Genomic DNA, 26057 nt, shown 5'->3' on the forward strand with positions numbered 1-26057 from the left:
GTTTGTGTGAAGTGATTCACATCTGCCGTGTCGATGGAGGCGCATTATAGGGAGCTGCTGAGATATAGCAAGCCTTAAAATACAAAAAACTTATCAAGCGCTCATTAATTACACTTTTCACGTTTATCCTTCTTGATATATAAATGCGAAAACCCAGTGTTTATGCGGCTTGTAGCGTAGTAACAGTCAAAATCGTTTTTTGCGGAAAAGTGATTTTTCTCGCTCTGCCGACGCCCTCATAACGCTAATGGTGAATTAAGCATCACTCTTGACCCATGACAAAGCGCCACGCTTTCCCTCCTTTCTATAATCAGAGCCGTTTCTTCCTACTGGTAATAATCTATGGCTTATCAACTCAACATTAACTGGCCCGAGTTCTTAGAGAAGTACTGGCAAAAGCAGCCGGTCGTATTAAAGAAGGCGTTCCCTAACTTCATCGACCCCATTACGCCAGACGAGCTGGCCGGGTTAGCCATGGAACCGGAAGTCGATAGCCGGCTGGTCAGCCTGGTCAACGGTAAGTGGCAGGCCAGTAACGGTCCTTTTGAACATTTCGATGGGCTGGGTGAAAACGGCTGGTCCTTGCTGGCCCAGGCGGTAAACCACTGGCATATGCCTGCCGCCGAACTGGTGCGCCCATTCCGCGTACTGCCGGACTGGCGTTTAGACGATCTGATGATCTCCTTCTCCGTTCCAGGCGGCGGCGTTGGCCCACATATCGATCAGTATGACGTCTTTATTATTCAGGGCATGGGCAGCCGCCGCTGGCGCGTGGGTGACAAGCTGCCGATGCGTCAGTTCTGTCCACATCCGGCGCTGCTGCACGTTGATCCGTTCCCGCCGATTATTGATGAAGATCTGGAGCCGGGCGACATCCTCTATATTCCGCCTGGATTCCCACACGACGGCGTGACCCACGAAACGGCACTGAACTACTCCGTCGGCTTCCGTGGGCCAAACGGCCGCGACCTGATCAGCAGCTTCGCCGACTATGTGCTGGAAAACGACCTCGGCGGGGAACACTACAGCGATCCGGACCTCACCTGCCGCGACCATCCGGGCCGGGTTGAAGAGTATGAACTCGACCGTCTGCGCAACATGATGATCGACATGATTCGCCAACCCGAAGACTTCAAGCAGTGGTTCGGCAGTTTCGTCACCACGCCGCGTCACGAACTGGATATTGCGCCGGCGGAACCGGCATATGAAGAAGAGGAAGTGGTCGATGCGCTGCTGGGCGGGGAAAAGCTTTCTCGCCTGAGCGGCCTGCGCGTTCTGCATATCGGCGACAGCTTCTTCGTGCATAGCGAACAACTCGACACTACCGATGCCGGCGCGCTCGATGCGCTATGTCGCTATACCTCGTTAGGTCAAGAAGAGCTCGGCAGCGGCCTGAAAAATCCGGCGTTCGTTAGCGAACTGACGCGCCTGATTAATCAGGGCTACTGGTATTTCGAAGAGTAAGAGAACGGCAATACTGCGGGCAGCCGCCTGGCGCTGCCCGCTTGCTTTCAGCCGTTATTGCGCATATTTCGGCAACACGATAATAAAGCGAGTGGAGCGCAGATCGGACTGCACCGCTACGCTGCCGTGGTGAGCGCTGACAATCGATTTTACAATCGCCAGACCGATGCCGCTGCCCTCGCCTTTGCGCTGGCGCGAGGGGTCGACGCGATAGAAACGATCAAACAGGCGTGGCAGATGCGCGGCGGCAATCGGCGCGCCGGGGTTCTCCACCACCAGGCGAATCTTCTCGGCGCTTTCGCTCAACTGAATGGTCACCGCCTGCCCGGCCGGCGTATAGCGAATCGCGTTCGACAGCAGGTTGCTGATTGCCCGCCGCAGCATTAGCGGGTCGCCAATCACCCGGCAGTGGCTACCGACAAAACGCAGCGCCACCTCTTTCTCTTCCGCCCACGCTTCAAAGAACTCAAATACCTTATTCACTTCCTCGGCCAGATCCAGCGCCCGCTGTTCAGGGATCAGCTGGTTATTATCCGCCTGGGCAAGGAACAGCATATCGCTGACCATCCGCGACATGCGCAAGAACTCTTCGAGATTGGAATAGAGCACCTCTTCCAGCTCCTGCTGGCTGCGGCTCTGGCTTAAGGCGATTTCGGTTTGCGTGACCAGGTTGGTAATCGGCGTACGGATTTCATGAGCGATATCGGCGGAAAAGTTCGACTGGCGAGTAAAGACATCCTCTATGCGCTCCAGCATATGGTTAAACGACAGCGCCAGCCGCTCCAGCTCGATGGGCACCGCCTGTGGGTCAAGGCGTACATCGAGATCCCGCGAGGTAATATTCTGGATCTGGCGGCTGATTTGGCGAATCGGCTTATGCCCCTGATAGACCACAAACAGCACGATGGCGATAATCAGCAGGCTGATTATCGACGCCGCGGAAATCAGCTTTGCTTTGAGCTCATTAATATAGTGCAGGTGAAAGTCGATCGATAAGGCCATCAGCAGATGCCAGGCCGGTTTGCCATCTGCCTGCTTGCCCAGCGGCAACATGATTAGCCGCCAGGAGCGGGTCTCCATTTGATGATTATCATGAACCATTTCCCGCGGCTGCGGGTCGGTCCATGAAATCACATTACCATCGCGCAACTTCATCGCCAGACCCGGCGTACTCATAATATGGCTGAGTTCCGGGCCGTCTGGCGACTGAAATAAGATATTGCCCTCGGCATCATCCAGACAGATAAAGACGTTAGCGTAGCCGCCAATCACGTTTTTTAAGATCTCCAGCCGCCGCTCCTGCGGATAGTCGGCGTGGTTGAGCACCGTCTCAAGCGTGGTGCTGAGCTGCTTGAGATCGTGAACGTCGCGCTCTTCAAAGTGGGCCTTCACCGAATGGATCATGATCCAGGTGAAGGCAAAGAAAGCGATGATGGTGGCGAGGCTAATAAAGAAGGTCAGCCGGGTGGCCAACGAAAAGGGGCGCTTAGCGGCCATCCGGCACCTCAAGCATATAGCCGACGCCGCGCACGGTCTGGATAAGCTTCGGCTCGAAGTCGTTATCGATTTTGGCGCGCAGCCGCTTCACCGCCACGTCGATGGCGTTAGTGTCGCTGTCGAAATTCATATCCCACACCTGCGACGCGATCAGCGAGCGGGGTAGCACCTCGCCCTGATGGCGCAAGAAGAACTCCAGCAGGGTAAACTCTTTGCTGGTCAGGGTGATACGAGTCGCGCCACGCGTCACCTTGCGGCTCACCAAATCAACGCTGAGATCGGCCGCCTGAAACTGGCTTTCTACTATTACCGCCGCCCCGCGACGCAGCAGAGTGCGCACCCGCGCCAGCAGTTCCGCAAAAGCAAAGGGCTTTACCAGATAGTCGTCGGCGCCCAGCTCCAGCCCCTTCACCCGATGCTCGATAGTGCCAAGCGCGGTGAGCAGCAGGATCGGCATCCCTTTATTGGCGGCGCGCAGCATGCGCACGATATCCCAGCCGTTGACGTCCGGCAGCATGATATCGAGGATCAGCAGATCGTAGTCGCTGGTCATCGCCAGGTGATAACCGTTAAGGCCGTTGTCGGCCAGGTCGACGACGAATCCGGCTTCGGTAAGCCCTTTGGTCAGGTACTCCCCGGTTTTCTTCTCATCTTCGACAATCAAAATCTTCACGGCTGGCTCCTTCACGCGCGCTCTGTGCGGGTATTCAATTTTAGAGGAGCCCCTCCGGATAGCAATGAAATATCAGGAAAATGACAGCTTTGTCATTTTCCTGTCACGCGTTGAACAGAGCCCGCTGCGTAAAGTATCCGCCATTGATAAATCGCTAAAAACCGTCTGTCGCCATGCGCCCAATAAAGCTTCTTACTCTCAGCGTGATATTCGCCTTAACCGGCTGTTTGTCACTTGCTCCGGACTACCAGCGCCCCGCCGCGCCGGTACCACAGCAGTTCTCTCTCAGCCAGAACAAACTGGTTACCGCGACGGCGGGCTACCAGGAGACCGGTTGGCGCACCTTTTTCGTCGACCCGCAGGTGAAAAGCCTGATTAGCACCGCGCTGACCAACAACCGCGATCTACGGATGGCGACGCTGAAAGTGCAGGAAGCCCGCGCCCAGTACCGGGTGACCGACGCCGACCGCTACCCGCAGCTTAACGGCGACGGCAGCACCACCTATGGCGGCAAGCTCAAAGGCGACACCACCACCAACAGCGATTATGCCGCCGGCTTGAATCTCAGCTACGACCTCGACTTCTTTGGCCGGTTGAAAAACCTTAGCGAGGCCGACCGGCAGAACTTCTTCGCCAGCGAAGAAGCGCGGCGCGCGGTGCATATCCTGTTGATTGCTAAAGTTTCACAAAGCTACTTCAACCAGCGGCTGGCGGCGGCGCAGCTGCAGGTGGCGAACGACACCTTGCAGAACTATCAGCAGTCTTACGCCTTCGTTGAAAAACAGCTGCTGACCGGCAGCACCACCGTTCTGGCGCTGGAACAGGCGCGCGGCATGATCGAAAGCACCCGCGCCGATATCGCCAAACGGCAAGGCCAGCTGGCGGAGGCCAATAACGCCCTGCAGCTACTGCTCGGCAGCTATCAACGGCTGCCGGACGATAACGCCAGCAGCGCGGTGGACCTGAAAGGCGTAACCCTGCCGCCGTCGCTCTCCTCAGAGATCCTGCTGCAGCGGCCGGATATTTTAGAGGCCGAACACAGCCTGCTGGCGGCCAACGCCAACATCGGCGCCGCGCGGGCGGCCTTCTTTCCGTCGATTACCCTGACCAGCTCGCTCTCCGGCAGCAGCAGCGAGCTCTCCAGCCTGTTTAACGCCGGCAGCGCGATGTGGAACTTCATCCCTAAAATCGAACTGCCGATTTTCAACGCCGGGCGCAATCAGGCCAACCTTGACCTGGCGGAGATCCGCCAGCAGCAGCAGGTGGTCAACTATGAACAAAAGATTCAGTCTGCCTTTAAAGAGGTGGCCGACGCGCTGGCCCTGCGCCAGAGCCTGGCCGATCAGATTGCCGCCCAGCAGCGCTATCTCGCCTCGCTGAATATCACTCTGCAACGCGCCACCGCGCTCTATCGTCACGGCGCGGTCAGCTACATCGAAGTCCTGAGCGCCCAGCGCGACATTTTTACCACCCGACAAACCCTGCTGGAACTCAACTATTCCCGTCAGGCGAATGAAATCACCCTGTTCACCGCCCTCGGCGGCGGCTGGATGGAATAACCCGAGGAGTCTTGATTATGAATTCACTTTCTAAAATCGCCCTGTTCACCCTGTTCTCTGGCGCAGTGTTCGCGGCCCAGGCCGCCGACCCGCACGCCGGTATGGCAATGCACGAGCAGCCCGCTGGCGCGCAGACGCAAAGCATCACTGGCAAAGGCGTCATTAAAGCCATTGATATGGATAGTAAAAAAATCACTATCGCCCACGAGGCCATCCCGGCGGTGAACTGGCCGCCGATGACCATGCGCTTCACCATCACCTCGCAAACGCAGCTCAACAATGTGAAGGACGGCGACAGCGTGGACTTCACCTTCGTTCAGCAGGGCAATCTGTCGCTGTTACAGGATATCCGCGCCCAATAACGGCCCGGCGACGGTAGGCCCCCTCAATAACTGAATGGACGACACATGGCATCCCTGACACTGAAAAATACGGCGCTGATCCTCGGCAGCATGGTAATTGGCGGCGCGCTTACCGCGGCGCTGTATACCCGACTGACGCCGACAATGGATAGCGCTCCGGCGGCCGAGCAGCAGCGTAAAGTGCTGTTCTGGTACGACCCGATGTACCCGAATACTCGCTTTGATAAACCGGGTAAATCGCCGTTTATGGATATGGACCTGGTGCCGAAATACGCTGATGAGGAGAGTGCCGCCGCCGGTGCGCCGGGGGTACGTATCGACCCGACGCAGACCCAAAACCTCGGCGTAAAAACCGCCGCGGTCACCCGCGGGCCGCTGCGCTACGCCCAGACCTTCCCGGCCAACATCAGCTATAACGAGTACCAGTACGTGATTATGCAGGCGCGGGCGGCGGGCTTTATCAATAAAGTCTCTCCGCTGACCGTCGGCGACAAAGTCAAGCAAGGCACGCCGTTACTCGAGCTGACCATCCCGGACTGGGTGGAAGCGCAGAGCGAATATCTTTTATTGCAGGAGACCGGGGGCACCGCTACGCAGGTCGAGGGGATCCTCGAGCGTCTACGCCTCGCCGGAATGCCGGATGATGATGTCCGCCGCCTGAAAACCACACGTAAAATCCAGACCCGCTTTACCCTCAAAGCACCGATCGATGGCGTTATTACCGCCTTCGATCTGCGCGCAGGAATGAATATCGCCAAAGATAATGTGGTGGCGAAAATTCAGGGCATGGACCCGGTGTGGGTCACCGTGGCGGTGCCGGAATCCATCGCCTGGCTAATTAAAGACGCCTCGCAGTTCACCATTCAGGTTCCCGCCTGGCCGGGAAAAACCTTCAGTATCAACAAATGGACCATTCTCCCCAGCGTCGATAGCGCCACCCGTACGCTGCAGCTACGCCTGCAGGTCAACAACCCGGATGAAGCGCTGAAGCCGGGGATGAACGCCTATCTGAAACTGACCAGCGAAAGCGCTCCGATGCTGCTAATCCCATCAAAAGCGTTGATCGACAGCGGCAGCGAGCAGCGAGTGATTACCGTGGATAACGAGGGCCGCTTCGTGCCGAAAATCGTGCAGGCATTCCATGAATCCAATGGAGTCACGGCCATTCGCAGCGGTCTGCAGGAGGGCGAAAAAGTCGTCGCCAGCGGCCTGTTCCTGATCGACTCGGAAGCCAATATCTCCGGCGCGCTGGAGCGCATGCGCGCGCAGGCTCCTGATGTCACGGCTCCTACCGCCCACTCGCACTGAGGAACGGAACAATGATTGAATGGATTATCCGCCGCTCGGTGGCCAACCGCTTCCTGGTGATGATGGCGGCGCTGTTTCTCAGCATCTGGGGAACCTGGACCATCATCCACACCCCGGTAGACGCCCTGCCGGACCTCTCCGACGTGCAGGTAATCGTCAAAACCAGCTACCCGGGACAGGCGCCGCAGATCGTTGAAAACCAGGTCACCTGGCCGCTGACCACCACCATGCTGTCAGTCCCCGGCGCCAAAACGGTGCGCGGCTTCTCGCAGTTTGGCGACTCCTACGTGTACGTGATTTTTGAAGACGGCACCGATCCTTACTGGGCGCGCTCGCGGGTACTGGAGTATCTCAACCAGGTGCAGGGCAAACTGCCCGCCGGGGTCAGCGCCGAAATGGGCCCTGACGCCACCGGCGTTGGCTGGGTCTTCGAGTACGCGCTGGTCGACCGCAGCGGCAAACATGACCTCGCCGAACTGCGCTCGTTGCAGGACTGGTTCTTAAAATATGAGCTGAAAACCATTCCTAACGTCTCGGAAGTGGCTTCGGTAGGCGGCGTGGTCAAGGAGTATCAGATTGTCGTCGACCCGATGAAGCTGACCCAGTACGGCATCAGCCTCGGCGAGGTGAAATCGGCGCTGGATGCGTCTAACCAGGAAGCCGGCGGTTCTTCCGTCGAACTGGCGGAAGCCGAATATATGGTGCGCGCCAGCGGCTACCTGCAAACGCTCGACGACTTCAAAAATATCGTGCTGAAAACCGGTGACAACGGCGTGCCGGTGTATCTCGGCGACGTCGCGCGGGTGCAGATCGGCCCGGAGATGCGGCGCGGTATCGCCGAGCTTAACGGCGAAGGCGAAGTGGCCGGCGGCGTGGTGATCCTGCGCTCCGGCAAGAACGCCCGCGAGGTGATCTCGGCGGTCAAAGAGAAGCTGGCGTCGCTGCAAAGCAGCCTGCCGGAAGGGGTTGAAGTGGTTACCACTTACGACCGCAGCCAGCTTATCGACCGCGCCATCGACAACCTCAGCTACAAGCTGCTGGAAGAGTTTATCGTTGTCGCGCTGGTCTGCGCCCTTTTCCTGTGGCACGTGCGCTCGGCGCTAGTGGCGATTATCTCGCTGCCGCTCGGCCTGTGCTTCGCTTTTATTATGATGCATTTCCAGGGGCTTAACGCCAACATCATGTCGCTGGGCGGGATCGCCATTGCGGTGGGGGCGATGGTCGATGCCGCCATCGTGATGATTGAGAACGCCCATAAGCGGCTGGAAGAGTGGGAACATCAGCACCCCGGAGAGAAGCTAAGCAACGACATCCGCTGGAAAATCATTACCGATGCGTCGGTGGAGGTCGGCCCGGCACTGTTTATCAGCCTGCTGATCATTACCCTGTCGTTTATCCCGATTTTCACCCTAGAAGGCCAGGAGGGCAAACTGTTCGGTCCGCTGGCCTTCACCAAAACCTGGTCGATGGCCGGGGCGGCGCTGCTGGCGATCGTGGTGATCCCGATCCTGATGGGCTTCTGGATCCGCGGCAAGATCCCGGCGGAGAACAGCAATCCGCTGAACCGCTTTTTGATCCGCATTTATCACCCGCTACTGCTGAAGGTACTGCACTGGCCGAAAACTACCCTGCTGATCGCGCTGCTGTCGATCCTGACGGTGATTTGGCCGCTTAACCGGGTCGGCGGTGAGTTTCTGCCGCAGATTAATGAAGGGGATCTGCTGTATATGCCGTCAACGCTGCCGGGGATCTCCGCTGCGCAGGCGGCGGATATGCTGCAGAAAACCGATAAGCTGATCATGACGGTGCCGGAAGTGGCGCGGGTGTTCGGCAAAACCGGCAAGGCCGAAACCGCCACCGACTCGGCGCCGCTGGAGATGGTAGAGACCACGATTCAGCTCAAGCCGCAGGATCAGTGGCGACCGGGGATGACCATGGAGAAGATCGTCGAGGAGCTGGATAAAACCGTGCGTTTGCCGGGGCTGGCAAACCTGTGGGTGCCGCCGATCCGCAACCGCATCGACATGCTCTCCACCGGCATCAAGAGCCCGATCGGCATTAAAGTTTCCGGCACTAATCTGGCCGATATCGACGCCATCGCCGAACAAATTGAAGTGGTGGCGCGCACCGTGCCGGGGGTCACGTCAGCATTAGCCGAGCGGCTGGTCGGCGGGCGCTACCTCAACATTGATATTCAGCGTGAGAAGGCGGCCCGTTACGGCATGACCGTCGGCGATGTGCAGCTGTTCGTCTCGTCCGCCATCGGCGGCGCGATGGTTGGCGAAACGGTAGAGGGCGTCGAGCGCTATCCGATCAACATCCGCTACCCGCAGAGCTATCGCGACAGCCCGGAGATCCTCCGCCAGTTGCCGATCCTCACGCCGCTGAAGCAGCAGATCGTGCTCGGCGACGTCGCCGAGGTTAAAGTCGTTACCGGGCCATCGATGCTGAAGACCGAGAACGCCCGCCCGACCAGTTGGATCTACATCGACGCTCGCGACCGCGATATGGTGTCGGTGGTGCGCGATCTGCAGCAGGCCATCGGCAAAGAGGTGAAGCTGAAGCCGGGCATCAGCGTCTCCTACTCCGGGCAGTTTGAGCTGCTGGAGCGCGCCAATCAGAAGCTGAAGCTGATGGTGCCGATGACGCTAATGATTATCTTCGTGCTGTTGTACCTGGCGTTCCGCCGCTTCGGCGAGGCGCTGCTGATTATCACCAGCGTGCCGTTCGCCCTCGTCGGCGGGATCTGGTTCCTCTACTGGATGGGATTCCATCTGTCGGTGGCCACCGGTACCGGCTTTATCGCCCTTGCCGGGGTGGCGGCGGAGTTTGGCGTGGTGATGCTGATGTACCTGCGCCACGCCATCGAGGCGGAGCCATCGCTGGAGAACCCGCAGACCTTCAGCGCCGATAAGCTCGACGAGGCGCTTTATCAGGGCGCGGTGCTGCGCGTGCGGCCAAAGGCGATGACCGTGGCGGTGATTATCGCCGGCCTGCTGCCGATTTTATGGGGCACCGGCGCCGGTTCGGAAGTGATGAGCCGTATCGCCGCGCCGATGATTGGCGGGATGATCACCGCGCCGCTGTTGTCGCTGTTTATCATTCCGGCGGCATATAAGCTGATGTGGCTGTACCGGCATCGGGGCAAGCGCGGGGAATAAATAAAGGCAAGCCCGTTGGTATTTCACCGGCGGGCTTTTTTATTATTAGACCTACAAGCAATTACCTCATTTAACCCTCACCCGCTCTCATATTATCTCATCCTCTGCGCCAATCGGCCTTCACGCCACGTTATTCCCTTTAGCTTCATTGATTTTCCTGCTCACCCTGACTGCGTATTTATCACGCAGAGAAAAGGTGGGCCTTAATTCAATGAGCGCTATCGATGAACCTGAATCCTTTTCCACCCTGTTTATTTTTGCTGTTATTACTTTCTGCCCTGAATACGATATCACCCTGCCATGCCGCGACAGCAAAGGTGGATAATTGCGAAGTTGGCTGCCCAATCGGCGGTAGCCAACAGACGCTTTTCCGCGCGGCCTACACGTTGAATAACAACCCCCGCCGTAAACTGGCCAACTGGGTAGCGTATAAAATCACCCGCGCCAGCGAGGCCAGTAACCGGGCGAGAGTGTGGAAAGAGGACCCCGATCTCCCCGCTGCCGATACCCTGGCGCCCGCCGACTATCGCCGGGCTAATACTTTACTGGCGGTCGATCGCGGCCATCAGGCGCCGCTGGCGAGCCTCGGCGGCGCGGCGGACTGGCCTGCGCTGAACTATCTGTCGAATATCACCCCGCAGGAAGCGGCGCTGAATCAGGGAGCATGGGCGCGGCTGGAAGACGCGGAGCGCGCGTTAGCAGAGCGCCCGGAGGTGACGGCGGTTTATGCGGTTACCGGGCCGCTGTTCGAGCGGCATATCGCCACCCTGCCCGCCGCGCCGGGCGTGGAGATCCCCAGCGGCTACTGGAAGATTATTTTCCTCGATAGCGGCCCGCAGAGCGGCCAGTACGCAGCATTTGTGCTGGACCAGGCAACGCCGCGCGATGCCAATTTTTGCGACCATCAGGTGACGGTGGCGGAGATTGAGCGCCGAACCAGTCCGCATTTGACGCTGTGGTCGGCACTGCCGGCGGCCGTTGCCACAACGCTAAAAACGCAGCCGGGGAGGTTGGCGCGGGAAATGGGTTGCAGGTAGGGAACGGAGGGGTAAAGTTGTCGACCTGTCGCGATTAACAATCGGCGTCTTACCGCCAGCCAGCAAACCAGGTATAGTTGCCGTCTCTGCCACCGCTAAGCGCTGTTGATATCGTATGAAGCTCGGTTATTTTTGTTACTTCCTGCTGGCCCTTGCCGCCGTCGGCAGCGTGTTACTGCCCCATTCCATCGCCATGTGGTTCCTGCTGGCGAACGTACTGACCTGGCTTATCTACGGCATCGACAAATTAGCCGCCCGTAAAGCCTGGAGCCGGATCCCGGAATCCACCCTGCTGACCTTCGGCCTGCTCGGCGGATGGCCGGGCGCGATTGCCGGGCAGCAGTGTTTTCGCCACAAAACCCAGAAGCAGCCATTCAGGACATATTTCATTATTAGCATCGTGCTGAATGTTGTGGTGCTGGTTGGCGGGTATTGGCTGTATCGGGGATATGGGGTGTAGGGTTGGTGTAATTTATTATCACTACATACACGCTCAATATGCTCAACACCACGTCTGCAAACGCAGCGTTGAGCAATATTTTTTACTATCTATTGCTCTACTTTTTCAATAATAAAACCATCGCGTCGTAAAAAATCAATTACACGCTGGATATTACCAAGCCCCCATTGGTTCGATATTGCGATAACTTCGCCAGATTGAAGCTCAATTACCGCATCTTCACTCAAATGATATCGATTCTTTCGCCCATCAGGAACTTGATCAGCCAAAACAATTGTTCGATTTTTGAGAATTTCACCCAGCTTAGTATAAATGTCCGCAAGGCTGTGGGGATTATGCTTATTTATCCAATCAGTAAATAGTTCAAGGGCTAACTTACGCTTATTATAAATACCACCATTATACCTATATTCAGAGTAATCTTTTTCAGACTTCTGGCTACTTATATTTTGCTCAACCAGCTTTTCTCTGAACTTAACTTGATATTCTTCTAATTCTGGAACCGGAATAATTTGCTCTGCATTTATTAGTATATCATCGTTAAACTTGTAAGGTGTAAGACGAACACAACGAATATCAACACCTTTATCTCTCAGCCAAATCGCTGTAGTGGTCAGTTCTTTCCCAAAATCAGCTGAAGCAAGAACAATTCTAACATCCTTACCAAAGTCAGAGAGCTCATTCTCCTCAAGACCAATAAATTCTAATATTTTTGCTTTAGCATTAACATCTGAATCAGTACCTAAATATGACTGATAATATTCGCATGCTTTTGTAAAACTCATTGTAGAAATCATAGCTGCATAACGCAATGCTTGTAATTCCATATGAGCGCCGATTTCATCTCGCTTTAACTCTATTACGACAAGATTAGCCTGCTTATCAATCGCTAATAAGTCAATCCGTCTTCTGCTGTCCTCCCAATCTGAAAACTCCTCAGCAATGACAAGACAATCAGGTGCAAGGATATCAATATTATTTTTTATAGCTTCTTGCAAATCGTAACGTTCCTGAAGCCCCTCTATTGAGTAGGTAGTTTTTTCCAGCGCAACTAAATTTTTATCAGCAATATTATATAATGCCATTTTTCAAATCCGTTTATGAAAGTATTACTATGATTGTATCAGAGTTTTTAATTCATCTGGCGTATATGGCGGGTTTCGCCGATGCAGCATCGCGTGACAGTTGGGGCAAACTGGGATCAGGTCAGTTTTCGGATCCAGACGATAGTCCTGTTTAATCTCCGATAGCGGCACCAGATGATGAATGTGGATAAAGCCCTGGCCGATATCACCGTAGCGCTTCGCCATATCAAGGCCGCACACCTGACACCGGGTACCGTGATAGCGCAACGCGGCCTCGCGGGCCTGGCGATCGCGCTCATAGCGATTAACCATAACCTGAACCGCAGCCCCTTCTACAAACTCACTTTTCGTCTGTAGCTCGTCGGGGAAAGGGGTAATACCAGCATCATCTACTCGCTCCTGAACGATCTTGAATCCTTGCTCCAGCAACAGACGGACGCATTTGGATTTGATCCCACCGCTGAAATCCGCCGGCGTGAACTCCGTTTTCGTCGCCATAGTGGCCGCTATCCCAACGATAGCTTTAGAGGGATAACGACGTCCTTCGAATTCGACTTCATACAGACGCGCGTTTTTAAACTGATGCGCTATACCCTTGTCGTATGCGCGGATGGCTTCGATGATGCATTCTCGCGATAGATGATCTGGCAACCGTTTCATATGGCTGAGCTATTTGATGATGAGTGACCTCATTATAGATAGAAAGCTGAATAAATCTCGAATAGATAAATCATGGTGATAGTTGAAAAGAGACCTGGGTTGGATATCGAATCCCGGTGGCTTGATCGTCAGCAGTTTTGCGAGCATCATCGCAATTATTTAGCGAAAAACGTAACGCGATGCCTTCCAGTAAAACTCTGCAGCAAGCGATCGCCAATATCACTATCTGGCGCAAAGGCGAACAGCGCGCGCCGCATAAACCTCTGCTATTGTTGCACGTGTTGTCGCATTACCAGCGCGGACATACGCGGATGTTCGATTACGCCTCAGAGGTCCGTGATGAGTTACATAGCCTGCTGGAGCGTTTTGGTCCACAGCGCGCGCAATACCGCCCCGATATGCCCTTCTGGCGTCTAAAAGGCGACGGCTTCTGGGAATTACGCAACGCTGAGCAATGCTCAACGGAAGGCAGCAGACAACCTCCCTCTAAAGAACTGGAAACCTATCACGTCGCGGGCGGCTTTGACGAAGAGCACTTCGCGCTGCTGAGCAAGAATAAGAGGCTGATTAACACCCTGGCGCATCAGATCCTGCAGGCCCATTTCCCGGTGAGTATTCAGGAAGAGATCGCCGACGAGATGGGGTTTGATATCCAGCAAATTCGCAAAGAACGCGACCCGCTGTTCCGCCAGCAGGTGCTACGCGCTTATAACTATGAATGCGCTATCTGCGGCTTTAATATGCGCCATGACAACACCTCCGTCGCGCTGGAGGCTGCGCATATCAAATGGAAGCAGCACGGCGGCCCATGTGAAATTCCCAACGGCCTGGCGCTATGCGCCATTCACCACAAAGCGTTTGATAAAGGCTCGATTGGCCTGGATGAGCATATGCGGGTACAGATTTCTCCCGCGGTTAACGGCGGCGGGATTGTCGGAAAGCTGTTCTGGGATTTTGATGGTAAGCAAATTGGATTGCCTCAGGGGAAGGATTGTTACCCGAAAGAGGGATTTGTGGAGTGGCACAGGATAGAGGTATTTAGGAGGTGAGGTAAGGCACGCGAATATATGGCACGGAATCGCCTCACCTCTACTTCGTCAGCGTTCCGGTACTATCAATAAAGAATTCATGAACATATTTTTTATTATTTAAACCGTAGTTAATGACATAAGTATGGTTCTTCTTCCATTCAATATCGATGCAATTGTCAGGATATGATGACATTAACTTGTCATAACCAGAACTCATTACCGTTTGCGTCTTACCGTTTTCGCCTGAGTCAATAGTGTAGTAATTCAATACATCCCTTTTATCCAAACTAAAGCAAAGATGCTCTCCATTAATAATGGTATCTCTTGGGTGTGGCGCAGGATTACCACCAGGACAACCGGAAATAAGAAAAGTTAAAGATAAGATAGCGAATCTCTTCATTGTGGAAATCCCTTCATAACTAATTTATATTTTTGAAGCAATGTATAGTCAGATTCTTTATGATCATAATCTCGTAATGCAGGCAGATACAGATAATTTTTAAAACCGTAAGCTTGCAACAACCAGTAATCACTAACTAATGAAGCCTGCTGTTCTAAGCTATAATGTCGTATGTTTTCCTTGTCTAAACTATAACTGTAATCAGCAAATCGGGAGAACAACCCTCTGGTTCTGACAAACATTCCGTGCTGCGCTTGCCATACATGCATTAACTCATGCATGAATCTATGTTTTTTCTGCACATCAACTTCCATTGAAAAATCATGGGAGTAGGTGTCTTCCCTAAACCACATTTCGCCATTAGGGCTCATAGCAATATCAGTAGGCTGTAGATTGAATGGCAAATAACTTTCCCGATGAATCCACACTGTATTGTACCGGAGACCGTAGCTGTATAGCGTTCTTGCTAACCCAATCTCACCAGTGGTTATAAGCCTCGTTCCACCGGGCTTAATACGTGTCCCGGATGTCGCGTTAATCCTCTCGTTTACAGGCATTCAAAATCCCTCTGAATTGCAATGGTATTGTTTGTTTATCGTACGCCAACGCAATCGACAAGGAAAAGATTTTTATCCGAAAAAATTTGCAGCTGACTTAGCATAGTTAATGGGACTACAATACTCACATGCGTTACACGAAGTGTTTAAACAGATACTGAATTTCCGGCACAAAAAGATGCCTTCAGGTGAATTGGTTGCCGATTGGGTTCGAAGGCCGGACTCGCCAAATCAAACTAATCAACTGAATTAATTAAATATAAAAATATCCAACCTTAGTCTATATACTCACTTGTATACTCAATCAATTTTAGTTAGCAATCATTTAAAATCAATGAGTTAAAAAATGCATGTAATCCCATTTTTAGACAAATTCGTCAGCAGAGACCAACTGAAACTCTCTACTTCAGTTGGTCTTAGCTAATACCCCAGGATAGTGTTTCGCAATAATGTCATTCATCATTTCTATCAGCTCCAAACGCTTGAATGTCAGATGGGCTGTTCCCTTCTGAAAGTAGCGGATGCTGAAGTATTCATCCTCGTAAGCATTCTTAGCCGGGTTATCCCGAATATGTTCCATCAATCGAAAAGATATATCACCACGGCTGTCAGGTATTGGTTTGCCATCAAGTAAAAACAGCATCCGCTCAAGGTCAGCCAACTGATCCCTCCGCCAACCCCAGTTAAGGCTAAAGCCCCAGCGGTTATGAGTTACCAAATGGTTAATGATTATCTTCTTACCAAAGCTGCAGGGGCTATTGGTTTTATAATCCCATGACAGGCCTTTGAAGACGTTAATGATCCCGCGCTCAAATACTTCCATTTTGTTCAGATGTAACTGTTCAAAAGTACTGAGAATGTTCGCCTCACTGATAGCAGGAAGATCGCCCTCCTCCAGGTTCTTGTGCCACTGGTCGCGAGCCTGTGCATCCATTAAGGCCATCATGCCGGACTTCAGCATCAAATCGCGCCAGATACTACTGTCGATATTGCGGGTGACGGCAGGCATCGCTTTATCTGCCTTCTCAGTCAGCCAACTATCGTAGCGGTGCCCTGGCTTCATCGCCCAGTCTTGCGCTGTACCACCGCCAATTTCTGAGGTTAACCCTGAAATGGCATCAAGCTGCTGAATGAGCTGTTCGATCTGTTTCAGGGCGGTATCTCGGCCTGTGACAACGCGCTCGATACTAGTCGAAAGGATGAGTTCATTGTGCTCCGTTAATACATCGGGTTCTGTTTGCATCGTTAATCGTCCATTAAAGCAAACACGCCTGCCGGGAGTGGCTGGCGCATTATGCGATGAATACAAAAGGTGGGAAGTTCAGAGGTAAAAATCAGGAATGAGGCTCGAAGTATTCAGGTATTTATTAATCCGGTAGCTCGCCTGGCTCGGAGAATATCGGTAGCGGTTAGGAATGGTGTCTGCTCCTGCCATGTAAATCCTTTGCGGTCAAGGCGCACCAGTTCATAGCGTTCCACCAGGAAATTCACTGCATCAGCAAGTGTAATACCAGCTTCAATATGCTCTTGGATGACCGCCTCGTCATGGAATGGCGTGTCGTTAAGCGTCAGGCCGTAATGGTGATCCAGCAGATACGTTAAAAGTTGCTGCCAGACCTGCACGGGCGACAGATGTGACGAAACCGGCACCTTGGCCAGTACAGTTGAAATGTGCATGGGTAGAATCCTGAAAAAAGAAGAAGAGAGAAGGTGTTACAGGGTGGGATAAATAGAAATGTAAACGTAACCGCAGCTACCACGGGTATCAGCTATACAGGTTAAACTCGCAAGTTGAATGTTTACCTGACGTTGCTGATGTGGATTTAGTTCGCCAGCACGCAGCATATCTTCCAGTTGTTCTACAAACAGCGGGAAAGCCAGATCTAATTGCTGCAGGTGCATTGGGCTAAAACTCCCCGTCAATCCAGCCCTGTCAGCCAGGTAACGCAGCCGGTTGCCTTCCTGAACTAATCTTGCGCCAAATCGTGGGGTGATATCGCTTTGTAGCCCCCATTCATGGGATGGTGTTAATGACATGGATATCTCCGTTTAAAGCAAACCCTGCTCGGCAAAGGAGACCACCTCGTTTCCAACCACCAAATGATCCAGCACTCGCACTTCTACCAGTGCCAAGGCTTTCACTATCCGCTGAGTGATGTGTTTATCCTGCTGACTGATTTCTGTCGTACCTGACGGATGGTTATGAGCCAGAATTACCGCAGCGGCATTGTGTTTCAGAGCCAATTTAACCACTTCGCGGGGATGCACTTCGGTATGGCTGAGTGTGCCGGTAAACAGTGTTTCGCATCCCAGCAGGCAGTGCTGATTGTCGAGATACATCACGATAAAAACTTCACGCTCCTGATGAGCCATCTGTAATTGCAGCCAGGTTTTAGTGAAGCTGGTGGAAGTAAATGGCTCACTCGGTTGACGCTGATATTTCTCCAGCAGTCGTAACGCCCGACGAATGATGCGTTGCTCGTTTGCAGGAAATACCGGGGATAAATTGAATACAGACATATTTGCTCCTTAAAACAAAAAGCCTCGCCGGTTTATTGGCAAGGCCTAGGGGAAGGGATAATAAAAAGGTTCATGAAACAAGCTGCAGCATATTCTCAGCCATCACCCACAGAGCACGGTTGAGCTTTACATCACCGTCGATACCTTTAACAGCGCGTGTATGGGCTCGTTTACCTTTAGTGGTTCGTCCAGACAGACCGCCTTTGATCAGGTTTTCCTGAATGCGCTGATAAGTGGTCCACAGGTCATTACTTTCATCCTGCCAGCGGCGTGGGGATAGGATTTGGGATTCCGTCACCGGCTGATGCTCTTCACCAAAGCGATAGGTTAATGCTGCTTTCGCCATCGCCTGTTGTGCTGGCGGCGGTAACAAAAGCGTCTGCATTGCATTGCGCTTCTCCTCCACCCGATCAAATATCCCCAGTACCTCGTAAGCCCCTTCAATGACTTTCTCCACCACGTTACCCTTATGGGGAACACGCACTTCACCAAAACTCTCACCGCAAATCAGCCCATTTTGGCAAACCGATCTAAATAGCCCCGGCAGCATCTGGTATGAGCTGGAACCGTCATGGCTATTAAGCAGAATAATTTCCGGCACTTGCTTGCCAGTGATTTGGCCTTCGCGGCGCAGGCGCAGCATATGTTTAGTGTGTTCACGCTTGCTCTGATCCCGCACACGAGTCTGGCAGGCGAAGAACGGCTGGAAGCCTTCTCGCTGCAGGTTATCGAGAAGGGTTATGGTCGGGATGTAGGTGTATCGGTCACTACGTGATTCATGCTTTTCTTCACTAAAGACACTCGGAACGTAATGCGCCAGTTCATCATGGGTTAGAGGACGGTCGCGGCGAACCAGGTTGACCGCACCAAAGCGACTGGCTAATTTCATGATAATTTCCTTAGGTTTTGGGGCATAAAAACAAAAGCCCCTGCTCCGTAAGGAGGCAGGGGCGATATGCAGGTTCAGTGATCGTTGCAGCAGAAGGCGGCTCAGAAGTTGTCCAGGATCCGTAATATCTGCGCCATCAGGGCAGTTATCAGCGCGGTCACCAGCAGCGTGGCTGCTTCTCTGGCTGCATCTATGCTGTCGTCATCGCGACCGGCCTGACGAAAGCGGATTTCAATAAATTGTCGGGCTTGCTGACCGCCGTACCAGGTCAGAACGTGACCCAAAGCGGTCACCAGCATTTTCAGAAAAATCATAGGGTTTGCTCCGGACTGCCTGACGGCAGTCCGTTGGTGATGTGACGTCTTTTATGGAGGGAGATGAAACAGAGAGACTACTCAGTTATAGGTGTAGCGCCACGCCCCTCTGTCGGTGGTGACTACCACTTCCGAAGCCACGCACTCATTATAAAAATTCACTTTGACGGACTGCCCGTAGTGCAGAGTGATCGGCAGAATGGTTTCCTTGTTAACGGAGGACATAAACTTTTTGTTGTCGATGCGGCAGTTGCCCCGATTAACGTCAATGTTTTCAACTCTCACACTGTCATCCAGCGAGGTGACCACTACAGTGGCGTAGCGTGTTCCGGCAGGATGAACATAATCACTGGTCTCCACTTTTATTGGAGAAGCTGGCTCGGCCAGCGCCGAAGCAGACAATAAAAGCAGTGCGGGTATCAACCATTGTTTGATTTTCACAGCGTATTCCTTTTAAGAGTAACGTATCGCCGGAACACGAATATCATCATTCATTACCAGCAACAGAAGGTAAAAACAGGTACAAATCAGAGTGAGGCCTTTGCCACACAGCCGTGTGTGCCAAACTCTGGCAGCACCTTCGCAGCCCCAGCTAGCGTGAAGGTAGCTGGATTAACACCTTCGCCGGATACCGAGACTTGTTTGCCGTTACGCAACTGTGTCCAGGCCAGCACCAGGTTATTGCTGCCGATACGACTGCCAGACTCACTGATATCAATGGCCTCTCCACCGTCAATGCTGACCTGAAGGTTTTTATCTTCATCCATACTGACTTCATGCCCGCTGGCGTCCGTAAATATGACCGTAGCCGGCTGTGAGCCATAATCCTCACAGGATAGATATAACTGTGACTGACCTTTCCCCTTGATAACAAACTCTGATACGCCTTGGCCCCAACCACTGGACCAAGTGTCCTTATTTCCAAAAGCCTGCGCCATGACCGGAACAAGGCCACAGACCAGCACCAACGCGCTGAGTGATGAATTTTTCATGAATGTATCCTTTTGTAAGTAAAGCAAATTGTCCTGACGGACGGGAATACGGGCTCATTCCCTGATGAGCCCGCTGATATATTGATAATGCGGCAGGGCCTGAATGAATCTCGGGTCCTGAAAAATGCGAGTGATATGGCTGTTTCGCACAAAACAGCTGAGGGTCATCACCACATCAGTGATGGCTGAAAGGGTGAACACCTGAATGCGATCTTTCGATACGCCCACCAAGTACCACTCCCCGTCCAGACAGATCAGCCGGTAAGGGGCCACTGCAGACTGCTGATGACCTTGATGCAGAAAGTGAACACAGCGATTACGGATGATGGCCTGAACGATAGCCTGGAAACCACCAAACAACGCAGGTGCCTGACGTGGCGGGGCATTCCAGATAATACATGGAGAGTCCTGACCACTGTCGAGCAACACCGACAGCAGCCTGGGATCCAGAGTAGGAAAGTAATGTGCCACGCTGGTTATCCGGGCAAAGCGGAGAATGTCGCTGTTGGTGCGAAAGGGACCCCGTGCGTCCAGGAGCCGGAAGCTTCCACGGGAATATTCGATGTCGAGATAACGCAAACGCTCACGCAAGTCGCGCTGAACGGTGCGCTCAGAAACGCCAAACTCCTGAGCCAATTGTCTGACGCTGAGTGATTCGCCCATAAAGAGGCGACTGACCAGGATGGCGAGACGGCTGGCCAACCGATCATAGCGGTGTCCCTGTTCAGACATGTTGTGTGCTCCCAGCAGAAAATATTGGTACCAGTCATCTGCTGGCAGTGAAAAATGGATTAGCGGGAAAGACGTTGCTGCCGGAGCCAGGCTACGATGATGCAGGCTGGTATGGTGACCCGGTAAGCCGGACCCGCAATGTCGGAAATCATCCACGCCGAACTGAGCGCAATGGCGACGGGACCGGAAATAACGGACAGTGCTCTGGATGCCACCACTACCGTGCCCCAAGTGGCAACGCCTCCTAGTGAGGTAATGACGCTTGCAGATAGTACGGTGGCAAGCTCCAGTGCAGCCAGCGAGGAGGTACGTATGGCTGCCTGTACTGCCATCAAAATGAGCTGAGGGGTGGGGTTGGTTAAGTCGAGTTGCATATTGCGGGAAAAGGTAGCCAGTTCTTCGGATGTCATCTGGTCCAGGCTTTTCTCCAGCACTTTCATCAGCAGGCACAACTCAATGGTCTCGGTGGTGCTTTTCAGGTTGAAGTTCACATCAAGTTTGTCGCAAACATCACCAAGGATTTCTCGATAGGTCACGCCCTGCCCCAGCCTAATCAAACTTACCAGCGTATTGGCCCCGTAACGCTGAAGTTCAGCCGCTATCAGTTGCCAGTAGCGGCGGTGTTCCGGTGCCAGCAGACGGTATTCCGGGGTGCTGGTCAGGCTCTCTGTCCAGCGGATGTCGCCGTCACGAGGGTCAGTGGTCAGAATAGAAACCAGTAGTTGCAGCTCTTCATTGCTGCACTGGCCCAGCAGGTTTAAATCGGGGTCGTTACGGTAGACAGCCATTAATCTTCCTCAGTCAGTGTGGTGAGAGTTCACACTTTAAGGGGGGCTGTGGCACGGATATGTCTTCTGAAATGGTGAGTTTTTACGCGGATGGAGTTGAATGCGACACTGAGTGTCATAGTCCCGTGACAACTACGACTAAAACATACACACTGAGATCGGAAGCTACCGTCATACATTATGATGATATATATCTGATTTTATAATGAATTATTGCATTTGCTCGAACAAAGACTGTATAGCCAGATCCATCAGTTCTGATTGGCCCATACTGTGTTTTTTTGATAATTCCTTAAGCATCCTGATGCTTTCTTTGCTCAAGCCGAGAAGTTCGGCAGTCTGTTTTTTATCCGTCTCTTTTCTTTTTTCACGTACCTTCTTTTGTGACCAAGCTTTAGTCAACGAAGTGACTAACTCTTTAAAATTGTCTTCTCTTGTAAGCATATAAAGCTGTGTGATTAATGCATATTTACTCTCACTCTCCGTGAGAGGTTCTAAATCAGCCAGGAACATATTTTTTTTCTTTAAGTAACGAACTGAAAAAGAAACCGACTCTTTGCTTTTCATCAAAGAGGTGACATTGACCTCATGCCTGCATATCTCTTTATCTCTCTTGTAGTTACAGGATAAATGTGAAATCAGAAGATTTATTTCAGTATTTTTAAATGGCAACAAACTTAATAAGGTAAAAATGGATTTATAACGTTCTTTATGTCCGCCTACGACTCTGGGCAAACAAAATGTATCAAAGACGCATTGAGCTTGCTGCTTACTCCCCACATCACTGTAGAGATGTATATTATCCGCTCTGAGCAGTTTAAACACACCTTTCCATTCGAGTTGCATCAGATTCCACCAGAAATAGTGGCATGCCTCGATATCATTTTTAAGCCATACAATACAACCATCGGAGAAAGCGTCACTTTCTACATCTTTTACAAGTTTATTTATCTTATCAAAAGGAGATTTTATTTTATCAGAAGCGACATCCGAGCAAATAAAATCTATTAATGCCGGGGCATTATTGGCTATCTGTGAGAAATTTGAGTTTGCTATCGTTATATTTAGCGATATTAATATGCGCCTGAGCATAGACAATGGAAAGGTTGAAAGATATTCCCTTATCAGCATTGGTTCATCTCCTGCCAATTCCTGAGCAGATTTGATTCTCATCCTTTTTATACGCTCATCACTCATGTCCAGTTCCTTCTCTCAAGCCTCCTTTTAAGATAACTTAAGCCAAGGTGTTAATGAAGATTTTTCGTGTTAAAAATGATGCCTGATAGCGGAAAAAACAAGGAAAAAACGTTCCATTCATAGCACAAAACCCCTTTAAATACTGAGCTGATGGCACTTTAATAGCATAGTCAATCAACTTCCCCATACAACGTTAACTCCAGAGTGACTGGAGGACCAGCCAGGAGCAGGTTGATGGTGCATGGCCACCGGATGTACACACTTTACATCGAACAAACTGTCGGATTGGTAATATATACCTGACACACCCTTTCTCTCTGTTACGCTTAAACCTATGGGTTACCTTCATAACCCTTTTGTAATCAGAAATGATTTAATCAAGATAGGTTGAAACATCAAATCTCAGTTTTAATTATCTGAAGGATTATTTTTAAGAGTATTTTTTTACAGCTCCAGTCATTGATGTGAAAAACAAACCACTGGAGATTTCCATAATGAATTACACCTCTAATCCTTTCTGGCAACAACGTATTACCGACACCTTACAGAACGCCCTTAAGGCTTATCCGCGAGTATTAATGCTGAGGGTTGATCTACGACTACCCAATGTACCAGCAGCTACAGATGCTGCTGTCATCTCCCGATTTATAGACTCTCTGAAAGTAAAGATTGCAGTGTATCTGCTTCGTAAACACCGCGAGGGCAACCGAAAACGCATGACCGACCTGCGTTATATATGGGCAAAGGAATATGGAGAACGCAACGGTAAAAAGCACTATCACATGGTGTTGTTGCTTAATCGCGAAGTCTGGTGTTCCGCAGGCAACTATAACGACCCGGCTTCACTGGCAGGATTAATCAAACAGGCGTGGTGTAGCGCCTTACGGGTGGGTACTCAGGAGTATGCAACGCTGGCACACTTTCCGGAAAGCCCGGTGTACTGGATTAACCGAGGGAATAACGAGCAACTACAGGAGGCATTATTACGGGCTTCATATCTTGCAAAGGACCATACCAAGGTTACTGGTGATGGCGAGCGTAATTTTGGATGCAGCCAGCGCTGATATCCCCTCAAGATTCGCCCCAGCCTATCGTTGCCGATAAGGCGCTCAGGTATTTTTTTACTGGCAATCCCTATCCTCTGAAGGAGTACTGGTGTGCAATAGAACTCAACCACGCCGGACTCCTCCCATCATTAATTTTCAGAGGGAGAGATTCCATGGCTACTACCAATAACCCAGTCCTTTGCGCTGAAGACCCGCTTATCGATATGAGCTTTATCACGACGTATACCGGTATGACAGATAAGTGGTTCTACAAACTGATTGGAGACGGTCTGTTCCCGAAACCCATCAAGCTGGGGCGCAGTTCCCGCTGGCGAAAAAGTGAGGTGGAGAGCTGGATGCAGCAACGTATCGAGGATTCACGGGGGAACTGTCTGCGATGAAAAGACAGTACACAGCGAAATGTATGTCACTGATAACTCAGAAACACGAAAACCAGCCCTTAGAGAGAAAACACTTCGGACAAATCACCGGAGCTGTCCCTCCGGCTCGAATTCACTCATTACTCAAAATAATCCATGTCCAGTTTGGGCACTTTAACCAAACGAGAGGAAACGCCAACCTCGTTTTCAATCATCAAATGAACTAAACGTTCACCATCAACCAGTACCATTCCCTCAACGGAATGGGCAAAATCTCGCGCCTGAGAAGTAAAGCCGGAAGTAGTAATAAATACTCCTCGTTTGGCCTTCTGTCCGGCCAGCGCACCATAGAACGCCTGAAGTTCAGGGCGACCAACAGTGTTCTGCCAGCGCTTAGCCTGCACGTAAACTTTTTCCAGCCCCAATTTATCAAGTGAAATAATTCCGTCGATACCACCATCTCCAGTACCACCTACGCGCTGAAGATCATCCCGATGTCCGCCATATCCCAGACGATGAAGAACATCCAGGACGATAACCTCAAAACGCGCTGGGGATACCTGCAACAAGTTTTCCAGTAACTCATCAGCAACAGCATCCCGTAGCTCTTTTAACGCTTGATCAAGACGATCGTCAGGGCTGCTTTTTGCCAGCTCTTCCTGGTTCGGTGCAGCTGGTCTTGGATCAAGATCGACAGCATCTGGCTGCTGTTTTAATTTCACGTTCATGAAATCAAAGGCCAGGTGGTTCACTTCCTTTTCGGCGAGTGGCTGGGGATGAGCCTGTACCCATTTAACCCCGTCGGGCGTTAAGCACCATTTTCCTCTGGATAAACTTTGCGATAATCCAGCTCGCTTCAGACGGTCATGTGCCCAGCCCGCCCGATTTTTATAAACTAACTGACCGCTGGCTATTACCTCTGCTCGCTGATTATCATCAAGATTAAGAGCATCTGCCGCAGCTTCATGCGCATCACGAGCTGGTACGCCCTCAGGTTTACCTGCCAGAAAACGGAGAACTGGTTCAATAAATTTATCGTAGGTAGGAACGGCCATATATACATCCCTGATAGGGTTCTTATTAGCTCGGCTGCGTCAAACCGATCAACTAAAGTCTGTTTAGTTACTTAGCAATTGAGTGTACTTCCAACTGGCGAGGTGATGAACACATACCTCAATCATTTTACTCACCAAGCTAAAGTCTCATCTCCACATCATAAATCAGAAAATATCACCCCAGCCATCTCATCCAACCGCGTTTTGACTACTTCCCACTCGGGCATAACTTGTCCCATCAAACGGTAAAAACGCTCGCTATGGTTGTGCTCAGCTAGATGACACAGCTCATGCAAAATTACATAGTCAATGCATTCTCGGGGAGCTTTAACCAAGTTTGGGTTAAGAGTGAGCCGACCGTTAGGAGAACAACTCCCCCACTGTGTTTGCATTGTTAGAATACGCAATGGGGGAGGAGCATTTACCCACAGAGCCTGCTCGAGCATGGCTTCGAGCCGTTTGGCGAAAACATCTTTGGCACGAGTTTTATACCAATCAATAAGAAGCTGCCGGACCTTTTCAGGGCTCTTCTGACGCAAGGTAACTTCCAGCTTTCCGCGCAACATTTTTACGCGTTGTACCTCCGCAGGTTCTTCAATCACCTTCAACAAGTATTGTTTGCCAAGGTAATAATGGCTCTCGCCGCTGATATACTTACGTGGCGTAATGTATTCAATCTGTCTGCGGAAATCCCTAAGCTGCTGATAAATCCAGCGCCCACGTTTCTTTACTGCCGTCAGAACGGCCTGGTCATCAGCCTCTTCAGGTGCAGAAACAACCACACGGCAATCTGGATGCACCTTAATCAACACGCGACTTGTGGCATAGGGACGAGACTCACGGTCAAAGTTGATCCACTCGTCTCCGTAGATAAAGCTCATAGCCTGCGT

The 26057-nt window shown here is 51.8% G+C and carries 29 protein-coding genes; 10 read left to right on the forward strand and 19 right to left on the reverse strand.

Annotated features, from left to right (window positions below):
- Positions 1-342: 342 nt before the first annotated feature.
- Positions 343-1464: a cupin domain-containing protein gene (locus ABLV08_RS18365; protein ID WP_015704249.1), complete on the forward strand. Its 1122-nt coding sequence runs from the start codon at positions 343-345 to the stop codon at positions 1462-1464.
- A 54-nt stretch (positions 1465-1518) separates the two neighbouring features.
- On the opposite strand, the gene ABLV08_RS18370 is transcribed toward ABLV08_RS18365, so the two are convergent.
- Positions 1519-2961, reverse strand: a complete 1443-nt coding sequence (locus ABLV08_RS18370) for a Cu(+)/Ag(+) sensor histidine kinase (protein ID WP_032709761.1) — start codon at positions 2959-2961, stop codon at positions 1519-1521.
- Positions 2951-3634, reverse strand: a complete 684-nt coding sequence (gene cusR / locus ABLV08_RS18375) for a copper response regulator transcription factor CusR (RefSeq protein WP_008807068.1) — start codon at positions 3632-3634, stop codon at positions 2951-2953. The genes ABLV08_RS18370 and cusR overlap by 11 nt, the downstream gene beginning before the upstream one ends.
- A gap of 173 nt (positions 3635-3807) precedes the next feature.
- Here cusR and ABLV08_RS18380 point away from each other — a divergent pair, with 173 nt between their 5' ends.
- The 6 genes from ABLV08_RS18380 to ABLV08_RS18405 all read left to right on the forward strand — a co-directional run bounded on the left by ABLV08_RS18380 (position 3808) and on the right by ABLV08_RS18405 (position 11521).
- Positions 3808-5193, forward strand: coding sequence for an efflux transporter outer membrane subunit (locus tag ABLV08_RS18380; protein WP_348856135.1), 1386 nt, complete (start codon positions 3808-3810; stop codon positions 5191-5193).
- Between the two features lie 17 nt (positions 5194-5210).
- A complete protein-coding gene (cusF, locus tag ABLV08_RS18385) occupies positions 5211-5555 on the forward strand; it encodes a cation efflux system protein CusF (RefSeq protein ID WP_032709759.1) in 345 nt (114 codons plus the stop codon).
- A 45-nt stretch (positions 5556-5600) separates the two neighbouring features.
- Positions 5601-6863 carry an efflux RND transporter periplasmic adaptor subunit gene (locus ABLV08_RS18390; protein WP_348856136.1) on the forward strand — a complete coding sequence of 421 codons (1263 nt, stop codon included), beginning with the start codon at positions 5601-5603 and terminating at the stop codon, positions 6861-6863.
- Positions 6864-6874: 11 nt separating this feature from the next.
- Complete coding sequence (locus tag ABLV08_RS18395) at positions 6875-10024, forward strand: CusA/CzcA family heavy metal efflux RND transporter (protein ID WP_059444016.1); 3150 nt, start codon at positions 6875-6877, stop codon at positions 10022-10024.
- 278 nt (positions 10025-10302) lie between these two features.
- Positions 10303-11061 carry a DNA/RNA non-specific endonuclease gene (locus ABLV08_RS18400; RefSeq protein WP_348856159.1) on the forward strand — a complete coding sequence of 253 codons (759 nt, stop codon included), beginning with the start codon at positions 10303-10305 and terminating at the stop codon, positions 11059-11061.
- 115 nt (positions 11062-11176) lie between these two features.
- Positions 11177-11521 (forward strand): DUF1294 domain-containing protein, encoded by a 345-nt coding sequence (locus ABLV08_RS18405; protein WP_045364731.1) that lies wholly within the window; start codon positions 11177-11179, stop codon positions 11519-11521.
- A gap of 89 nt (positions 11522-11610) precedes the next feature.
- Here ABLV08_RS18405 and ABLV08_RS18410 read toward each other — a convergent pair whose 3' ends face one another.
- Both ABLV08_RS18410 and ABLV08_RS18415 read right to left on the reverse strand, forming a co-directional pair.
- Positions 11611-12606, reverse strand: coding sequence for a hypothetical protein (locus ABLV08_RS18410; RefSeq protein ID WP_142689449.1), 996 nt, complete (start codon positions 12604-12606; stop codon positions 11611-11613).
- Positions 12607-12633: 27 nt separating this feature from the next.
- On the reverse strand, positions 12634-13266 hold the full coding sequence (locus tag ABLV08_RS18415) for an HNH endonuclease (protein ID WP_117026197.1): 633 nt from the start codon (positions 13264-13266) through the stop codon (positions 12634-12636).
- Between the two features lie 179 nt (positions 13267-13445).
- On the opposite strand from ABLV08_RS18415, the gene ABLV08_RS18420 reads away from it, so the two are divergent.
- Positions 13446-14315: a phosphorothioated DNA-binding restriction endonuclease gene (locus ABLV08_RS18420; protein WP_348856137.1), complete on the forward strand. Its 870-nt coding sequence runs from the start codon at positions 13446-13448 to the stop codon at positions 14313-14315.
- Positions 14316-14355: 40 nt separating this feature from the next.
- On the opposite strand, the gene ABLV08_RS18425 is transcribed toward ABLV08_RS18420, so the two are convergent.
- The 13 genes from ABLV08_RS18425 to ABLV08_RS18485 all read right to left on the reverse strand — a co-directional run bounded on the left by ABLV08_RS18425 (position 14356) and on the right by ABLV08_RS18485 (position 22686).
- A complete protein-coding gene (locus ABLV08_RS18425; protein ID WP_045364739.1) occupies positions 14356-14697 on the reverse strand; it encodes a putative T6SS immunity periplasmic lipoprotein in 342 nt (113 codons plus the stop codon).
- Positions 14694-15254, reverse strand: a complete 561-nt coding sequence (locus ABLV08_RS18430; protein WP_045364741.1) for a hypothetical protein — start codon at positions 15252-15254, stop codon at positions 14694-14696. The genes ABLV08_RS18425 and ABLV08_RS18430 overlap by 4 nt, the downstream gene beginning before the upstream one ends.
- Before the next feature lie 406 nt (positions 15255-15660).
- Positions 15661-16497, reverse strand: a complete 837-nt coding sequence (locus ABLV08_RS18435; RefSeq protein WP_348856138.1) for a DUF4942 domain-containing protein — start codon at positions 16495-16497, stop codon at positions 15661-15663.
- A gap of 113 nt (positions 16498-16610) precedes the next feature.
- Positions 16611-16931, reverse strand: coding sequence for a TA system toxin CbtA family protein (locus ABLV08_RS18440; RefSeq protein ID WP_100781461.1), 321 nt, complete (start codon positions 16929-16931; stop codon positions 16611-16613).
- Between the two features lie 36 nt (positions 16932-16967).
- Entirely contained in the window at positions 16968-17291 is a 324-nt protein-coding gene (locus ABLV08_RS18445) for a type IV toxin-antitoxin system YeeU family antitoxin (protein ID WP_100781460.1), read from the reverse strand.
- A gap of 12 nt (positions 17292-17303) precedes the next feature.
- A complete protein-coding gene (radC, locus tag ABLV08_RS18450) occupies positions 17304-17774 on the reverse strand; it encodes a DNA repair protein RadC (RefSeq protein ID WP_057068553.1) in 471 nt (156 codons plus the stop codon).
- 70 nt (positions 17775-17844) lie between these two features.
- Positions 17845-18666 (reverse strand): DUF932 domain-containing protein, encoded by an 822-nt coding sequence (locus tag ABLV08_RS18455; RefSeq protein ID WP_165787423.1) that lies wholly within the window; start codon positions 18664-18666, stop codon positions 17845-17847.
- 98 nt (positions 18667-18764) lie between these two features.
- Positions 18765-18977 carry a hypothetical protein gene (locus ABLV08_RS18460; protein WP_100781458.1) on the reverse strand — a complete coding sequence of 71 codons (213 nt, stop codon included), beginning with the start codon at positions 18975-18977 and terminating at the stop codon, positions 18765-18767.
- An 81-nt stretch (positions 18978-19058) separates the two neighbouring features.
- Complete coding sequence (locus tag ABLV08_RS18465; RefSeq protein ID WP_057068555.1) at positions 19059-19418, reverse strand: hypothetical protein; 360 nt, start codon at positions 19416-19418, stop codon at positions 19059-19061.
- 86 nt (positions 19419-19504) lie between these two features.
- A complete protein-coding gene (locus tag ABLV08_RS18470; protein ID WP_057068557.1) occupies positions 19505-19969 on the reverse strand; it encodes a hypothetical protein in 465 nt (154 codons plus the stop codon).
- A gap of 54 nt (positions 19970-20023) precedes the next feature.
- Positions 20024-20701, reverse strand: a complete 678-nt coding sequence (locus tag ABLV08_RS18475) for a WYL domain-containing protein (protein ID WP_100781457.1) — start codon at positions 20699-20701, stop codon at positions 20024-20026.
- Positions 20702-20760: 59 nt separating this feature from the next.
- Positions 20761-21489: a DUF3944 domain-containing protein gene (locus tag ABLV08_RS18480; RefSeq protein ID WP_057068562.1), complete on the reverse strand. Its 729-nt coding sequence runs from the start codon at positions 21487-21489 to the stop codon at positions 20761-20763.
- Between the two features lie 210 nt (positions 21490-21699).
- Positions 21700-22686 carry a hypothetical protein gene (locus tag ABLV08_RS18485; RefSeq protein ID WP_100781456.1) on the reverse strand — a complete coding sequence of 329 codons (987 nt, stop codon included), beginning with the start codon at positions 22684-22686 and terminating at the stop codon, positions 21700-21702.
- A gap of 494 nt (positions 22687-23180) precedes the next feature.
- Here ABLV08_RS18485 and ABLV08_RS18490 point away from each other — a divergent pair, with 494 nt between their 5' ends.
- Positions 23181-23750, forward strand: coding sequence for an inovirus Gp2 family protein (locus ABLV08_RS18490; protein ID WP_057068566.1), 570 nt, complete (start codon positions 23181-23183; stop codon positions 23748-23750).
- A 155-nt stretch (positions 23751-23905) separates the two neighbouring features.
- On the forward strand, positions 23906-24133 hold the full coding sequence (locus ABLV08_RS18495) for an AlpA family transcriptional regulator (RefSeq protein ID WP_100781470.1): 228 nt from the start codon (positions 23906-23908) through the stop codon (positions 24131-24133).
- Positions 24134-24252: 119 nt separating this feature from the next.
- Here ABLV08_RS18495 and ABLV08_RS18500 read toward each other — a convergent pair whose 3' ends face one another.
- The gene (locus ABLV08_RS18500) at positions 24253-25167 is read right to left on the reverse strand and encodes a restriction endonuclease (RefSeq protein ID WP_100781455.1); all 915 of its coding nucleotides are present in this window, start codon (positions 25165-25167) and stop codon (positions 24253-24255) included.
- Between the two features lie 158 nt (positions 25168-25325).
- Positions 25326-26048 carry a SprT family zinc-dependent metalloprotease gene (locus tag ABLV08_RS18505; protein ID WP_100781469.1) on the reverse strand — a complete coding sequence of 241 codons (723 nt, stop codon included), beginning with the start codon at positions 26046-26048 and terminating at the stop codon, positions 25326-25328.
- Positions 26049-26057 lie beyond the last annotated feature (9 nt).

Origin of the sequence: Klebsiella sp. CN_Kp088 (assembly GCF_040064335.1) — a bacterium.
Lineage (GTDB): Bacteria > Pseudomonadota > Gammaproteobacteria > Enterobacterales > Enterobacteriaceae > Klebsiella > Klebsiella aerogenes.